9 protein-coding genes and 1 CRISPR repeat array (1 of these 10 running past the window's edge) are annotated in these 15,636 nt (G+C 63.9%); of the genes, 3 read left to right on the forward strand and 6 right to left on the reverse strand.

Translation table 11 applies throughout. From position 1 onward, the window contains the following. Positions 1–191: 191 nt before the first annotated feature. Entirely contained in the window at positions 192–3,659 is a 3,468-nt protein-coding gene (locus tag KTAU_RS12480; protein ID WP_151728681.1) for a glycoside hydrolase family 3 C-terminal domain-containing protein, read from the forward strand. Positions 3,660–3,966: 307 nt separating this feature from the next. Here KTAU_RS12480 and KTAU_RS12485 read toward each other — a convergent pair whose 3' ends face one another. From KTAU_RS12485 to thiO, 5 genes are all read right to left on the reverse strand, one after another. Further along, a complete protein-coding gene (locus KTAU_RS12485) occupies positions 3,967–4,923 on the reverse strand; it encodes a M23 family metallopeptidase (protein ID WP_170293258.1) in 957 nt (318 codons plus the stop codon). A gap of 916 nt (positions 4,924–5,839) precedes the next feature. Beyond that, positions 5,840–6,073 carry a sulfur carrier protein ThiS gene (gene thiS, locus KTAU_RS12495; RefSeq protein WP_151728683.1) on the reverse strand — a complete coding sequence of 78 codons (234 nt, stop codon included), beginning with the start codon at positions 6,071–6,073 and terminating at the stop codon, positions 5,840–5,842. 66 nt (positions 6,074–6,139) lie between these two features. Further along, complete coding sequence (gene thiE, locus KTAU_RS12500) at positions 6,140–6,877, reverse strand: thiamine phosphate synthase (RefSeq protein ID WP_151728684.1); 738 nt, start codon at positions 6,875–6,877, stop codon at positions 6,140–6,142. A 25-nt stretch (positions 6,878–6,902) separates the two neighbouring features. Further along, complete coding sequence (locus KTAU_RS12505) at positions 6,903–7,688, reverse strand: thiazole synthase (RefSeq protein WP_170293260.1); 786 nt, start codon at positions 7,686–7,688, stop codon at positions 6,903–6,905. Further along, positions 7,685–8,947, reverse strand: coding sequence for a glycine oxidase ThiO (gene thiO / locus KTAU_RS12510; protein WP_151728685.1), 1,263 nt, complete (start codon positions 8,945–8,947; stop codon positions 7,685–7,687). The genes KTAU_RS12505 and thiO overlap by 4 nt, the downstream gene beginning before the upstream one ends. Positions 8,948–9,438: 491 nt before the next feature. Here thiO and KTAU_RS12515 point away from each other — a divergent pair, with 491 nt between their 5' ends. Continuing rightward, positions 9,439–10,206, forward strand: a complete 768-nt coding sequence (locus KTAU_RS12515; protein ID WP_151728686.1) for a hypothetical protein — start codon at positions 9,439–9,441, stop codon at positions 10,204–10,206. A gap of 474 nt (positions 10,207–10,680) precedes the next feature. Next, positions 10,681–12,114, forward strand: a complete 1,434-nt coding sequence (locus KTAU_RS12520; RefSeq protein WP_170293261.1) for an extracellular catalytic domain type 1 short-chain-length polyhydroxyalkanoate depolymerase — start codon at positions 10,681–10,683, stop codon at positions 12,112–12,114. 129 nt (positions 12,115–12,243) lie between these two features. Here KTAU_RS12520 and KTAU_RS12525 read toward each other — a convergent pair whose 3' ends face one another. Continuing rightward, on the reverse strand, positions 12,244–14,388 hold the full coding sequence (locus KTAU_RS12525) for a serine/threonine-protein kinase (protein WP_151728687.1): 2,145 nt from the start codon (positions 14,386–14,388) through the stop codon (positions 12,244–12,246). A 599-nt stretch (positions 14,389–14,987) separates the two neighbouring features. Next, positions 14,988–15,636: direct repeats of the CRISPR family, unit length 37 nt; unit sequence GTCAGAATGCTTATTTAGCCCGCTCTGGGATTGAAAC (it continues 146 nt past the right edge of the window).

Consider the following 15,636-nt stretch of genomic DNA (forward strand, 5'->3'; position numbering starts at 1 on the left):
CTGCAGGTATGTGAGCAGCGGGGCCAGCCAGTCTCTTCTGATCTCGCCCCGGAGCGCAGGCTGGCCCCGCCTCTGACGGCCTGTCGCCTGCCACGATCCGGCCTGCCCAGGCGGGCCTGATCGAGGGTGCCAGAGCACGCAATGCTGAGTGTCTCTCTCTGGCTCAGTTCGCCAACGAAGGAGCGTGCTAGATGCGACGCCTTGTACTGTTGCCTGGCGCCAGGATGGCGCTGAGACTGCTGCTAACGCTGCTCTTGCTCTGTCTGTGGAGCCTCTCCCTCTCTATCATAGGAGCGCAGGCCGTGGCCGCCTCCACCTCGGCCCGCCCCTGGATGAACCGCAGCCTATCACCCGACCAGCGCGCTGATCTGCTGCTGGCCCAGATGACGCTCGACGAGAAGATCGCTATGCTGCACGGCTGGTCCGGTGGTAGCTACGTCGGCTACATTCCGGCCAATACGCGCCTGGGCATTCCAGCCCTCGGCCTGGAGGACGGCCCCGCTGGAGTGGCCGACGGCATGACGGGCGTGACGGCTTTCCCGGCCCCAGAGGCACTGGCCGCGAGCTGGGATACGAGCTTGATGCGTCAGTACGGCCAGGATCTCGGCAATGAGGAATGGGGCAAAGGCGCTAATGTGGCCCTGGCACCGACTGTCAATATTTTGCGCAATCCCCAGTGGGGCCGCAGCTTCGAGACGCTGGGCGAGGACCCCTATCTGACGGCCATGCTGGCCAGTGCCGATATCCAGGGCATCCAGAGCCAGCATGTCATCGCCACTGTGAAGCACTATGCGGCCAATAATCAGGAGTATCACCGTACGACGGTGAGCGCCAACGTCGACGAGCGCACCCTGCACGAGATCTACTTGCCGGCCTTCGAGTACGCCGTCAGGCAGGGCGGCGTCGGGGCGGTCATGTGCTCCTATAACAAGGTCAATAACGTCTACGCCTGCGAGAATCCTTATCTGCTCGATACAACGCTTAAGGGGACCTTTGGCTTCGCGGGCTTCGTGATGTCGGACTGGGGCGCGACCCATAGCACGGTGCCGGCTATTACGGCGGGCCTCGATATGGAGATGCCCGACAGCACCTACTTCGGCAACGCCCTCAAGCAGGCGGTGCTCAGCGGGCAGGTCAGCATGGCGACAATCGATGAGGCGGTGCATCGCATTCTGCGCACGATGTTCGCGATTGGCCTCTTCGATTATCCGACGACCGGCAGCCCGAGCGCGACGGTGACCAACGCCCAACATGCTCAGTTCGCCCGCCAGGCCGCCGAGGCCGGCACGGTTCTGCTCAAGAACGATGGTCAGTTGCTGCCGCTCGATTCGAGCAAGATCCATTCGATTGCGGTGATTGGTCCCGATGCCTCAGTCGCTCCCCAGGCGACGGGCGGCGGGAGCGCGCATGTGATTCCGCCCTACGTGGTGACGCCGCTGCAGGGGATTACGCAGCGCGCCGGGAGTGGCGTGACGGTGCGCTACGCGCAGGGGATCACGACGACGGGGACGCTGCCGCCGATCGAGGCCCAGTATCTGACGCCGCCTTCGGGTAGCGGTCAGGGTCTGCTGGGCGAATACTTTACCAATATGACGCTCTCCGGTAGCCCGGTGCTGACGCGCGTCGACAGCCAGATCAATTTCGATTGGAACGGGCAGTCGCCGGGGCCGGGTGTGCCGGCGACTCAGTGGTCGGCACGCTGGACGGGGACCCTGACGCCGCCGGTGAGCGGGACGTATACGTTCTCGCTGACAAGCGACGATGGGAGCCGGCTCTACATTAATAATCAGCTGCTGATCGATAACTGGCGCGATCAGGCGACGACGACTGAGACGGCCTCGATTCAGTTGACGGCAGGCCAGCCTTACGCCATTCGCGTGGAGTACTATCAGAATGGCGGCGCGAGCAATGTGGCCCTGGGCTGGAGCATTCCGGGCCAGGAGAATACGCTGCTCTCGCAGGCCGTGGAGCTGGCGAGAAGCTCCGATGTGGCCATTGTCTTTGTCAACGATGTGGAGTCGGAAGGCTCCGATCGTAGCAGCCTGGAGCTGCCGGGGGCCCAGGATCAACTGATTGAGGCGGTGGCTCAGGCCAATCCGCGGACAATTGTGGTGCTCAATACGGGCGGGCCGGTGCTGATGCCGTGGGTCGATCAGGTGCCAGCTCTCCTGGAGGCCTGGTATCCTGGCCAGGAGGATGGGAACGCCATTGCGGCGGTGCTCTTTGGCGATGTTAATCCGTCAGGGAAGCTGCCGATGACTTTCCCACGCTCGGCCAGCGATCTGCCGGCCAGTACGCCTGCCCAATATCCGGGCATTAACGATCAGGCGGACTATTCGGAGGGGGTCTTTGTTGGCTACCGCTATTACGATGAGCGCGGGATTACGCCACTCTTCCCCTTCGGCTACGGCCTCTCCTATACGACCTTCCGCTATAGCCATCTGCGGGTGACTCCAACGCAGGCGGATTATCGCAGCCGCATTGCCGTTGATCTGGATGTGACGAACACAGGTCGGCGCGCCGGGGCCGAGGTGGTGCAGCTCTATGTTGGTATGCCGTCAACGAATGTGCCGGAGCCGCCGCGCCAGTTGAAGGGCTTCCAGAAAGTCTTTTTGCAGCCCGGCCAGACGAAGCACGTGCATTTTGAGCTGAATCCGCGCGATCTCTCCTACTGGGACGTGCATGCCCATAGCTGGGTCGTACAGGATGGGAGCTACTCGGTACAGGTGGGGTCGTCGTCGCGCGATATTCGTCTGCGGGGCAGCTTCACGGTGCGCGTGACCAACGGTCCGCGCTACGTGAGTGTGCAGGCACCTGCGCTGCTGGCTGGCGGTGGGAGCGCGACGGTGACGACGAGTTTCACCAATGGCGGGGACCTGACGGCGCACGCGCTGCGGCTGGAGCTGCAGGCGCCCCAGGGCTGGCAGGCGCGTCCAGAGGGCACAAGCACTTTTGCAACGGTGGAAGCCGGTCAGACAGTGCAGGTGCGCTGGCAGGTGACGGCCCCACCGGGTGCCTCCCCGGGCAGCTATGCGCTGCAGGCCAGCGCGCGCTTTGTGAGCGCGGACGGGCCAGGACACGTGCAGGCTTCGACCAGCCTGACGGTTCCTTATCCCTCTCTGGCGGCGGCTTACAATAATGTGGGTATCAGCGATGATAGCAATCCGTCGGCGGGCAACTTCGACGGCGGCGGTTACAGCTATTCAGCTCAGGCGCTGGCAGCGGTCGGGCTGACGCCGGGGGCGACGGTGGTGCATGATGGAGTGACCTTTACCTGGCCCAGTGTGCCGCCCGGGCAACCCGATAATGTGAGCGCTCAGGGACAGGTGATCGCCTTCTCAGCCCAGGGCACAAAGCTGGCCTTCCTCGGGGCGGCGGCCTTTGGAACTCAGAGCGGAACATTGACGATCGTCTATAGCGATGGGTCGCAGCAGCAGGCTACGCTGACGCTGGCTGACTGGTACGCCAATCAGCCAGCTCCGGGCGATGAGTTGCTGGCGACGGCGGATCACTGGAACCGTCCCCCAGGTGATACGCTTGGCCCTCATGCGGTGAGCATCTACTATACAGCGCTGCCGCTGCAGGCCGGTAAGCCGGTGGCCTACCTGATCTTGCCGACGAATAGTAACCTGCATCTCTTCGCCGCAGCGGCCAGCTAAGGAGGGGCCGACTCCACGCGGGAGCGCTGGGCTGGGCGCGCGACGGCTCCGCAGCCCGCGTCTGAGATAGGCTGGCGCGGTTCTGCTCCCTTTCCCCCGGGGAGCAGGCCGCGCCAGTTTCTTTGCTTGCTCTCTGCGCTGCAGCCACGGCTCCGGTTCAGCCGCCCGCTGGCGATGGTGACCGGTCCCAGGCGATAGCCTCGCGTCAGCGCTCCCCCCCATCTCATGGCTACGGCGGTCCGCCTTCTACGCTCTCAGCCGCTGTGTGGGCAGCGCGTTCCGCGCAACGACGGCAAGGAGGGGCTACCTAGCCCGCTTCTCTGCTACGGTTCTCTCTTTCAGGGAGGGGGACGAAGGAGGAGCGTCGGGCGGGGAAAAGGGGAGCGGGACGACCCGGGATGATGGAGTTGCGTCGCAGTCGCTTCCCGTTGATGGTGATGGGAACGGCTTGCCATTGGCCGTTGATGGCGCGCTCGGCGTGCAAGTGAATGTGGGGCTCGCTGGTGTTGCCGGAGTTGCCGATACGTCCCAGGTAGTCACCGACACGGACCTCTTGCCCGGGCCGGACAGCGACGCTGCCTTGCTGCAGGTGGGCCACGAGCAGGTGCACCTCGGGCCTGGCAGCGCTGCGAATGAGGACGTAGTTACCGAGGGGACGCTGAGGGTCTGTGCTGCCGATGGGCTGATCGGGTAGACGGTTTTCGCAGTTGAGGACGATGCCGTCGATGGGTGATAGCACCGGCTGCCCAAAGCTGTGGTAGGCCGTCAGCGGGCGGGGAAAGAGGCTGAAGCCGGACGTTCTGCGGCCCAGGGCATCGATCACGGAGAGATCGAGGGCATAGGCCTGGGTGGGAGCTTTTAATCCGTGGTAGTTGACCAGGCGGGAGTGGCCGCCCTGCCCAACGGAGAGCCGTTGTGGACAGGGCGAGGCCAGGTCAAGGCCCGGCTGCCCAACGTTGCGGCGAACCCTCCACTCGAGCAGCAGCCAGGCCCCCACGACGAGCGCGATGGCCAGCCAGTCCTGTTTGAAGAGCAGGAGAGCGAGCAAGGCCAGCAGCCAGGCGTACTGAAGGTAGAGACTGAGCGTATCCCACATCATGATGAAGAGGATCCAGGTGAGGGCCAGGGCCGCGAGAGCTGGCCCCAGAGCCAGAGGGCCGCTGGATAGATAGCCAGTCAGTATCAGCATCCCGAGAGGATAGACTACCCCCATCAGGAGCAGCCAAAGCCTCATCGATATGAGATTGAATTTCACGGGTTCCATTCTACACTTCCTCCTTGCCAGCGAATCCAGTTTTCTGAGCTTCTCGACAGGTGAGATCACACTGACCGACGGGAACGAAGTGACGATTCCTGGCAATGACATCGTAGAGAGGCTGACCCGCCCCAAGCCTGGAGAGAAGCCAGCCAAAGGCTGCCGCTGGCCAGAGAAGTGGCACCCTGCTCATGATCTGCACCAGACTATCACAGCCGTTTACGTAAGCTCCACCGGACAGTCTTCTACTATGTGAATGCGGCGCTGCAGCTCCTCTCTTGCCACGGCTTCATCGTCGAGCGGAAAAGTCCACAGTGACAGAAAATCCAGCAGGGGGAGTATATCAAGGCGGCGCCAGAACAAGACTGATTTATTACATACATTACATGTATCATCGTATAACACAAGAACTTTCTGCTTTTGCACCCAGGGAGCTAACCCGAGACTATCGACATAACTTGCGACCCTCCTCTCACATGCAAGCCACCTCCTTACAGGTATGAGCAGCCAAGAATCTCCTTTCTGGCTAGTCTAGCAATATGATGCCGTAGTCTTTTTGAAGAATACAATATTACAATGGTACTATTTGCAAGTATCAATATAGTCTGAGGGGAAAGCTCTTTCAGAGAGAAACAGGGCAGTGAAGTAGCTAGTGAGGTTTTCCCTGAAAGGGCCGTCTCACTTGATTGGAGGAGCAGCGCCCCATTCGTCATCGGCGCAGGCTATCTCAGCGACATCAGCAAGCATCACCTCTGCCTGCTACGAAGAGGGCGCTGTCGCTCCTCCTTGGTCGGCATAGCCTCATTTCGGGGGAGAAGGTTGCAGCGATGCGCAACGAGGCACGTGAGGTATCCTCGGCCAACGATACCAGGTAAGCTGCCAATCAAGGGCGGCCCCACCTCAGAGGGAGGCAGGGCTTAGCTACTCAGCCACCGCCGACCATCGTGACCAGCTCCAGGCGACAGCCTTCGCGCAGGCGGGTTTCCGCGAAGCGCTCGCGCGGCACAATGACGCCGTCGAGCATGGCCACAACGCGGCCCGGCGTCAGGGCGAGTTGCCCCAGAAAGTCGGCGATGGTGCTCTCGCGCGGGACATGCCAGGGCTGGCCGTTCGCGACGATGGTCATCAGTTCCACCTGGGACGCTGCATCTTCTGCCATTGGTCTATATGTCCCCTCCTTTCTTTCTTGCTTGTTTGTTTGCTTGCTCTTTTCTGTGGCTGGCTTTCAGGTCGCTGGACTGTTATGGGATGCCGCCGGCGGGCCTGGCTGCCAGCGGGCCCGGCTGCCAGCGGCCAGAGCCTGGCGTAGCGCATCCACGGCCTGGGCCACAGAGGCGGCGCCGTAGATGGCCGAGATGACGGCGATGCCGTCGGCTCCAGCGGCAATGGCCTGGGCGGCATTGGCGGCGCTGAGACCGCCGATGGCCAGCAGCGGCAGCCGAGGCCAGCGGTCGCGCAGTTGTCGCAGCAGCGTGGGGCCAGCGCCGGCCTGGCCGGGATGAGAGGGTGAGGGGAAGATGGTGCCAGCCAGCAGATAATCGGCGCCGGAGGCAACCGCCTCTTCCGCTTCGGCCAGCGAGTGGACGGAGGCCCCGAGCAGCAAGGATTGCCCCCAGCGCTGGCACAGGGAGCGGGCGACGGCCAGCGGCAGCGAGCGCCTGCCGAGCTGGACGCCGTCGGCGCCGACAGCCAGGGCCACATCGAGGCGGTCGTTAATGATCAGGCGGGCACCGTGCTGGCGCGCCAGCGGCCCCAGGATGGTTGCCAGCTCGTAGAGCCGGGCCGCCGACAGCCCCGGACCGCGTAGCTGGAGGAGATCGATCCCCGCCTCCAGGGCCTGGCGCGCGACCTCGACCAGGGCCGGATGTCGCTCATCGGTGACCAGGCAGAGCAGCGGCCTCTCACCCAGGGGCAGACCCGCTGTTCGCTCTCCTCCGGCGACTGATGCTCTTTCTTCCGGCATACACCGTTCTCACTCGTTGGCTCGCTCAGGATGGGCTGCCGACCAGGCCAGTCAGGGGGCTGCTGGCCACGGCCTGGGGACGGCGCGGGATGCGTCCGGCCAGGAAGGCAGCCCGCCCGGCTTCGATGGCCAGCTTCATGGCGCGCGCCATCAGCACAGGGTTGCCGGCCTGGGCGACGGCGGTGTTGATCAGGCAGGCGGCGGCCCCCAGTTCCATCGCCAGGGCGGCGTCCGAAGGGGCGCCGATGCCGGCGTCGACAATGACGGGGACGCGCGCCTGCTCGATGATGATCTGGATCTGCGGCAGGTTGAGCAGCCCCTGACCGGAGCCGATGGGTGAGCCGAGGGGCATGACGGTGACGGCGCCGACATCCTGCAGGTGCCGGGCCAGGACGGGGTCGGCGTTGATGTAGGGCAGGACCTCGAAGCCCTCTTTGACGAGCTGGCGCGTGGCTTCCAGGGTGGCGACGGGATCGGGCAGCAGATAGTCGGGATCGGGTATAACCTCCAGCTTGACCCAGCGCGGCAGGCCCATCGCCGCCGCCAGGTGGGCGATCTGAATGGCCTCCTCGGCGGTCTTGCAGCCGGCGGTGTTGGGCAGAATGGTATAGCGCTCGGTGTCGAGATAGTCAAGCAGCGTTGGCTGTCCCGGACGCGAGAGATCCAGGCGGCGCAGGGCCACGGTGACGACCTCGGTGCCACTGGCTTCCAGGCTCTGCTGCATCTCTTCGAAGTTGCGGTACTTGCCCGTGCCCAGCAGCAGCCGGGAGCGGAAGGTGCGTGAGCCAATGGTGAGCAGGTCCTCTGTCATGGTCGTTCTCTCCTCTCTTCTTCTGCGGCGGCTTCGGCTTCGGCAGCAGTGGCAGGCTGGCTGAACAATTCGAGCTGGCGACCGCCGGCCCCGGCGGCGCTGAGGGGAGTCAGGCGGCGGCGCCAGGCCCCGAGACGCTCGGGCGCGAAGGGGCGCAGGTCCAGTTCGTAGGGGACGGGCCGCCCCTGGATCAGCTCGGCAATGATGAAGCCGGTGACGGGTCCGGTGATGGCGCCGACGCGCCCGTGCCCGACGGCCAGCCAGAGGCCGGGGCTGCTGGGCGCTTCTCCGATGAAGGGCAGTCCATCGGCAGAGACGGGGCGCAGACCGGCCCAGGTGCGTTCAACGGCGGCTTCCTCAAGAGCTGGGACCACACGGCGCACGACAGCGAGCAGTTGGGCCAGGCCCGCGGCGGTCGGTGTCTTGTCAAAGCCGCGCCGCTCGGAGGTGGCTCCGACAAAGACGCTGCCGTCAGCCTTGGGGACCAGATAGCCCAGGGGACCAGCGTAGATGGTGTGGCGCAAGGGCTGGCCACTGGGACGCAGGGCCAGGAGCTGGCCTTTGAGCGGGAAGACGATGGCTGTGCGCTCACCCTGCGCATGCCAGGCACTGCTCCAGGCGCCGGTCGCCAGCACCACATGGGCAGCCTCGATGACTCCCTCCTCAGTGAGAACGCCCTGGACGCGGACGCCGTCCCAGAGCAGGGCCAGGGCGCTGCGCGGAATGAGCAGCTCGGCGCCGTGCAATTGTGCGGCGCGCACGAGCAGGCGCGTGAGGTGGCCGATGGCGACGTTCCCTTCGGCGGGCGAAAGGATGGCTCCGCGTACGCTGGGGGCCAGCAGTGGCTCGCGCTGGCGGACCTCGTCGGCTTCCAGCCAGCCGAGTTCGGGACGCAGGGTCTGCAGGGCGGCCAGGTCGCGGCGCAGGGCCTCGGCCTGGCCGTCGTCGAAGGCGGGATAGAGGGTCGGCAGGTGGACAAGGCCGGCCCACATGCCGGTTTCACTCTCTAGCTGCGCTTCGAGGGTCTGGTAGTGGCGCAGGCCAGCCAGGCCAAGACGCAAGAGGGGATCGCTCAGGTCGCCAGCGCCGGCCTCGGCCAGCGGGGTGAGCATGCCAGCCCCGGCGTCTGAGGCTTCGGCAGCTACGCCGCTGCGCTCTACGAGGACAACGCGCTGCCCGGCCCGCGCCAGATGGTAGGCCGTGGCGCTGCCGACGATGCCCGCGCCAACTACCGCGACATCATAGGTTCGCCGTTGCATAGGCTCGTGCCTTCCTCTTCCTTGAACAGAACAGGCGGCCCATAAAAAAAGGCCGCTTCCCCAGACGGGCCGGGAAACGGCTTCTTGTCGACGCTCTCCCGCTGCGCGACGCGGGTGAAGCCACGTTAGGCAGCGGAGCCAGTGGGAGAAAGAAAGCGTTCCCTCCGCTGGTATGATCCAGATCAGGTGTCTGCTGCAGGGTCTGCGACATTGCAGGGTCGCACTCTCAGCCCGGCTCTCCGGACTCCCCTCGCTTCCTTCCTTGCCCGGCCTGCGCTCCCGAGCCTGCCCGACAGGGCCGCGCGGCAAACAGGCCGGCAATCTTCTCTATCAGAGATGATACCATAGACTGACTGTCTTCCACCAGCCAGCCAGTCGGCAAACGCCCGAGCAGCGCGCAGCTGTGCTGGCCTCGAAAGACCAGGTCTGCTATACTGGAGTCCAACAACGAGCGAGCGGCCAGGAGGCCCGTCCCAAACAAGGAGCTGTTGATGATGAGCCGGCCAGATCAAGAATTGGAGGCGGCGCGCGCGGAGATCATTGCGCGCCTCTACCGAATCTTTGCCGCCTATCCGTTCCGACGGCAGATGTGGGTCTGTCCCCATTGCGTGACGCCGGAGGAGATTGCGCGTCTGGGGCGCGTACCGCTGGAGCAGCTGTCAGGCTCCGATCTGCAACGCTACGCCTGGAAGGCCCTGACGACCTGGGGTGAGGTCGTCGATTTCAAGCATTTTCTGCCACGCTGGCTGGAGATCATCTTGCGCGGCCAGGATGACGGCTTTGCGCTGGAGTTCAGCCAGCTCGCTGCCAAGCTGGACTACGGCCAGTGGCGCGCCTGGCCGCGTGCCGAGCAGGAGGCCGTCGAGACGGCCTTGTTGCTCTGCTGGCGCCTGCTGCTGGCGCAGCCTCCCGCGACCCTGGTCTGGGAGACGGCGGCGGACTTCCTGCGCGCGATGGCGCAGTGTTGGGAGTCGCCCGCCCCTTTTTTGCGCCTCTGGGAGGAGGCCGTGGGCTTTCCTCCGCTCTATCACCTGGCGCTCTTCTTTGTTGGGGAAAGTCCGGGCCTGGCGGAGCCTGTGGAGGAGGTGTGGCCCGAAGCATGGCGACGGGGCCAGTGGCCGCTGCTGCGTGCCTGGCTCTTCTCGCCGTCCACTTATGACCGGCTGATGGCGCTCTCGCGGCAGCGGCGTCAGGAGCTGCCGGCGGAGCTGGCCGAGGCCCTGAGCTTCTTCCTCAACCAGCGGCGCCCCCTCTTCTGAGCAGTAAAGACGGCTCGCCACGCCAGCTCTTGACAAAGAGCCAGCAATATGATACATGATTCATATGTCATGTCAGCCCTGGAGAGCAGCGCTCACTCAGGGTCAGTCTGCCGCCCGGCAAGCTGGCCCGATCAGGCGGCCAGAACAAGGGTGAGGGCCAGCGCAGCGAGGCGCTATCTCAGCAAGGAGGACGCCGGCGATGACCAGCCGCCCGTCACCGTCAGAATGGTGTGAAGCTGGAGCCAGAAATTGCCCATCTCTGGCTGGTCCTTTCTCTGCACTGATCAGCCAGGCCAGAGCTGTAGAGGTGGTGCACCTCCTTCTTCTTCCCCTGCCTCACCTACACGGGAGCGCTTTTTACGGGGCTGATACTTCTTCTTTCTCACCCGTTCTCTCTTCCTACGCCCGTTTTTCCAGGGCAAGGATGCCAGCCAGCCTGCCCCTGGCATCACCTCACCGTCAAGGGGGTTCAGCATGCGGAACATCGTTCGCCTGGCGCTCGTTTGCACTTTGCTGCTCGTCAGTGGGGCGCTCTTTCTCCATCAGGCTCGCGCCAGCAGTGGCACCTTCACCCAGTACACCTATAACGGGCCAGCCGGCAGCCGTCCCTACTATGTCTATACGCCGGCCAATTACCAGGTTGGCACGGCGGTCCCCCTGATCGTCATGCTCCACGGTTGCACCCAGACGCCGCAGGACTTCGCTAACGGCACTCAGATGAACGCGCTGGCCGATCAGGATCAGTTCATCGTGGTCTATCCGCAGCAGACGAGTAGCTATAATTCGCTTTCCTGCTGGAATTGGTTCCTGCCCGCCGATCAGTCGCGCGGCAGCGGCGAGCCGGCCATCATTGCTGGTATCGTCCAGACTGTCGAGCAAAATACCTCGCAGTGGACCATCGACCGCAATCGCGTCTACGTTGCTGGTTTCTCGGCAGGGGCGGCGATGGCGGTGATTATGGGAGCGACCTACCCGGATATCTTTGCGGCCATCGCGTCGGCTTCGGGCCTGGAATATCAGGCGGCGACCTCGCAGACGGCAGCCACGACGGCGATGATGCAGGGTGGGCCGAATCCGCAGCAGCAGGGGCAGGCCGCCTACCAGGCGATGGGCAGCGCTGCCCGCGTGGTGCCGACGATCGTCTTCCAGGGCCAGAGCGACTATACGGTCTACCCGGTCAACGGCGATCAGGTGGTCCAACAGTGGATGACGACCGATCATCTGGCCTCGAACGGCAGCTACAATGCGAGCTTCGGCAGCCCGAGCAGTAGTGTGAGCGGCCAGGTCTCGGGTGGGCACAGCTATACGGTGCAGTCCTGGAACGATAACCAGGGGAACGAGATCCAGGAGTACTGGAAGATCAACGGCATGGGTCATGACTGGTCCGGCGGCAGCAGCAGCGGCTCCTATACCGACCCGCAGGGTCCCAGCGCTACCAACGCCATCTACAGCTTTTTCATGAAGCACCCAATGAATGGCGGCAGTGGCTCGGGCGGGACAGCCACGCCCACGAGTACGCCCTCACCCACGCCATCCCCCAGCCCGACGATCACGCCGTCGCCCAGCCCGACGCCAGTGGCCTCCACCTGTCAGATCCACTACGGCATCGTCAGCCAATGGAGCGGCGGCTTCCAGGCCAGCCTGACGATCACCAATACTGGCAGCAGCGCGATCAATGGCTGGACGCTGCGCTTCTCTTTCACCAATGGCCAGATGATCACGGTGAGCTGGAACGGGAATTTCTCGCAGGCGGGCAGCGCCGTGACGGTGACGAATGTGGCCGTCAATGCGGTGATTCCGGCCAATAGTAGCTTGAGTGTGCCGCCGGGCTTCCAGGCCACCTGGAGTGGAAGCAATCCGCCGCCCACGGCTTTCACGCTCAATGGGATGAACTGCGCCGTGGTGTAGCGGGGTCGTGCGCGAGAGGTGGGCGAGCAGCCCAGCCGGCTGAGCGCCGCTTGCTCGCCAGTGCTAGTGCGGACTGCTGTGGCAGGAGCCAGTGACAGCAGTCCGCTTGTGCGTTGGTGAGAAGCTTTCTCAGTAGGAAATTTGCCAGATCTGGACGTGGGCGCCCTTGTCTCCGGTGGCGAGCAGGGTATAGGATGGCCACCAGATGAGTGCCTGGAAAGCTGCGCTTTTGCCAGTTCCCAACAGCTGCCCGCTCCTGCTGCCCCAGACCTGGACGGTGCCGTCGTAGGAGCACGAGGCAATCTCGTCGAGCGAGGGCGACCAGCCCAGGCCGGTGACTGTATCGCTGTGGCCCCTATAGGTCAGCAGCCGTTCGCCGGTGCTGGAGTTCCAGATCTGGACGGTGGTATCAGCCGAGCCGGAGGCGAGCAGACTGCCGTCAGGCGACCAGGCCAGGCTCCAGATCGGGCCGCTATGGCCCCGGTAGAAGCGCAGGATGGACCACCAGAGCGTTTCTCGGATCTCGACCAGGCCAGCGTCTCCGGCTGAGGCCAACTGCCGGCCATCAGGCGACCAGGCCAGGGCGCGGATGCGACCGTTGTAGTTGAGCTGACTCCAGAGAAGCTGCCCGCTGAGGCCATCCCAGATGGAGACGCTGCCATCGTCTCCCGCCGAGGCTAGCTGTGAATTATCCGACTGTGGAGACCAGGCCAGGGCGTTGATGGCACCGTTGTGTCCCCGGTAGCTTCGCTGTAGCTGCCCTGTGTCAGCATCCCAGATGTGGATCAATCCATCAGCGGAACCAGAGGCAAGGTAGACGCCTCCGGGCGACCAGGAGAGCGCCCGAACTTCGCTCTGATGGCCAGTGTAGACCCGCAGCCTTGCCCCAGTGTTGGCATCCCAGAGACAGACCGTCTTATCGCTAGAGGCGGAGGCGAGCACGGTGTGATCAGGCGACCAGGCGAGCGCGGTCACCGGGCCTTGATGTCCCTGGCAGGTTAACAGGAGACTCTCTTTCCCCGATCCCTGCGCTTCCTGAGTGGCCAGGTTGGTAGTGCGAGACTGCGATACGATGAAAAAGGCGCCGCCACAGGTCAGGGCCAGGACCCCACCCCCGAGGCCCAGGGCGAGCAGGGATCGCCGCGGCATCCGAGGCTTTTGAGCTCGCGCCGTCGGCGGGGAGATCAGCGCAGGCTGCTGCAACTGGCGCTGCCCCCCAGCTTGAGCCTGGCTTGCTGATGAGACCAAGGGACCCGCCGGCACCGTCGGCGCCAGTCCCTGTCCCGGCTGCGCAGCGGCTGCACGCTGCCCCCGAGCTTGTCCGCCTCCCACGAGCGCGCTCACGCCGCTTCCTCCTCCCACCCCGGCCCCCGTCTGCCAGGCCTGCCGCTTCAGGCGCTCCAGCACCTCACGCGCCGAGGATGGGCGTTGTTTCGGCTCGAGGGCCACCAGCTCCTCTATGAGCTGGGCCAGCCCCTCGGGGACCCCTGGATTGAGCTGCCGCAACGGTGCGAAGCGAAACGGCTGCTCACTGGGATCATTGCCGCTCAGCAGGCTGTGCAGCACGGCCCCAAGGCTGTAGAGGTCGCTGCGCGGCGTAGTCTGCTCTTTGCCGTATTGCTCCGGGGCGGCAAAGCCGGGGGAGCCGAGGGCGACGGTATCATGGGCTTTGCCTGGTTTGAAGTGCCGCGCAATCCCAAAGTCAATCAGCAGGAGCCGCCCGTCGCTACGGCGCAGCATGACATTGGCCGGCTTGAGGTCGCGGAAAATAATCGGCGGCTGCTGCTCGTGCAGATAGGCCAGCACCTCGCAGAGCTGCTGCCCCCAGCCTAAGACTTGTGCCAGGGGCAGCGGCCTCTGACCGGCTCTCTGTTGGATGACCTCCAGGGTCTCGCCCTCGATATAGTCCATGACCAGATAGCTGGCCTCTGGCTCGCTCCAGTAGTCGTGGATGGCCGGCAGGCTCGGATGGTGCAGGCGCGCCAGTAGTTCGGCCTCCTGTTGAAAGGCGCGCCCGGCTTCGGCTCGCTCTTGCGGGCTGAGGCGATGTTTGTAGAGGCATTTGACGGCGACGGCGCGGGCGCCAAGGCGCTGGTCTTCGGCCAGAAAGACGGTGCCCATGCCGCCTTGACCCAGCTCACGGATCAGATGGTAGCGCCCCAGGAGCAGGGCGCCCACTGTGGCCAGGGGGGCCGGCAGCGGGCGGCATCTACCGGGTTGGCGGCCCCACAGGGTGAGCAAGGTCCCGATGGCGCAGAAGTCGTCAGCCTGCATCTCAGCGATGGTCTGCTGATGCTGGTTGGGATGGCTTTCGCCAGCGCCAGCGGGGCGCTGTGCTGTGCTATAGGCTGGCTGGTAGCCTGGCCCTGCTCTTGCCGTGCGCTGGGGGCTTCGTGTCCGTTGCCGAGGGAGGGCGAGAGTGCGACGAGGTCGTCGTTGGCAGTGGGCAGCTTGACCTCAACGCCGACGGCGGGTCTGGCCGAAGGCGTCGAGGTCTGAATCTCTCCCCCTTGTGTGCCCAGGCCAGACCAGGATCGGGCTTCGTAGGCCGGCGTCCTGGCGTGCGGGCTGGCGCTGGAGGCCGGGACTGGCCAGTCGTTGGGCGCGAGTCGGCGTAGCTCCTCTCCGTTGAAGCTGCTCCTTCGGCTGCTGGCGAGGGCGAACGTGCCTCTTTTGCCGCTCATGCTGTTCGCTTCGAGGATCGCAGTGCCCGGGTTTTCATGCAGCGATGCTCGAATGGCTTGGCAGGCCGCGTCAGGGCCAGAGTGGCTGGCATCATGACCGCGCAACAGCGGTCACTGATGACCGTTTTTTTGGGATGCTCGAAAAGGCTTGACTGAGGCCGCCTGCGATGCTATTCTAGAGAGGGTACCGTCAGAATGCTTATTTAGCCCGCTCTGGGATTGAAACTTGGGGATATCGACGGGCAATCCGATTCTTCCGCGATGTCAGAATGCTTATTTAGCCCGCTCTGGGATTGAAACTCCAGTACAGGAGGAATGGTCCCAGCCTTGGGACCATTCCATCGTCAGAATGCTTATTTAGCCCGCTCTGGGATTGAAACGAGATCTTGAGAGAATCAAAGAGTGACCGCTTTTGCTGTCAGAATGCTTATTTAGCCCGCTCTGGGATTGAAACTGCGCGTAAATAAACGCAACAGTAGCATCAGTCCTATCAACGTCAGAATGCTTATTTAGCCCGCTCTGGGATTGAAACTCGTCCAGTCTTTGGCGGCAGATCGGCCCCCCCAATAGCGTCAGAATGCTTATTTAGCCCGCTCTGGGATTGAAACGTTGATCATGCGCGCGATAGTGGCTGTCCGGTCGATTGTGGTCAGAATGCTTATTTAGCCCGCTCTGGGATTGAAACTTATGGAAGGAGGGAGGGCTGGATGTCTCTCTATACAGTGTCAGAATGCTTATTTAGCCCGCTCTGGGATTGAAACAATTCGGGTATGTTTTCGACTCTGAGTGGAATGCCTGTGTCAGAATGCTTATTTAGCCCGCTCTGGGATTGAAACTC

The organism is Thermogemmatispora aurantia (assembly GCF_008974285.1).
GTDB lineage: Bacteria > Chloroflexota > Ktedonobacteria > Ktedonobacterales > Ktedonobacteraceae > Thermogemmatispora > Thermogemmatispora aurantia.

Excerpts from the sequence above, each read along its gene's own strand:
- KTAU_RS12480 (WP_151728681.1), top strand. The coding sequence starts at position 192 with ATGCGACGCCTTGTACTGTTGCCTGGCGCCAGGATGGCGCTGAGACTG.
- KTAU_RS12485 (WP_170293258.1), bottom strand. The coding sequence starts at position 4,923 with ATGGAACCCGTGAAATTCAATCTCATATCGATGAGGCTTTGGCTGCTC.
- thiS (WP_151728683.1), bottom strand. The coding sequence starts at position 6,073 with ATGGCAGAAGATGCAGCGTCCCAGGTGGAACTGATGACCATCGTCGCG.
- thiE (WP_151728684.1), bottom strand. The coding sequence starts at position 6,877 with ATGCCGGAAGAAAGAGCATCAGTCGCCGGAGGAGAGCGAACAGCGGGT.
- KTAU_RS12505 (WP_170293260.1), bottom strand. The coding sequence starts at position 7,688 with ATGACAGAGGACCTGCTCACCATTGGCTCACGCACCTTCCGCTCCCGG.
- thiO (WP_151728685.1), bottom strand. The coding sequence starts at position 8,947 with ATGCAACGGCGAACCTATGATGTCGCGGTAGTTGGCGCGGGCATCGTC.
- KTAU_RS12515 (WP_151728686.1), top strand. The coding sequence starts at position 9,439 with ATGATGAGCCGGCCAGATCAAGAATTGGAGGCGGCGCGCGCGGAGATC.
- KTAU_RS12520 (WP_170293261.1), top strand. The coding sequence starts at position 10,681 with ATGCGGAACATCGTTCGCCTGGCGCTCGTTTGCACTTTGCTGCTCGTC.
- KTAU_RS12525 (WP_151728687.1), bottom strand. The coding sequence starts at position 14,388 with ATGCAGGCTGACGACTTCTGCGCCATCGGGACCTTGCTCACCCTGTGG.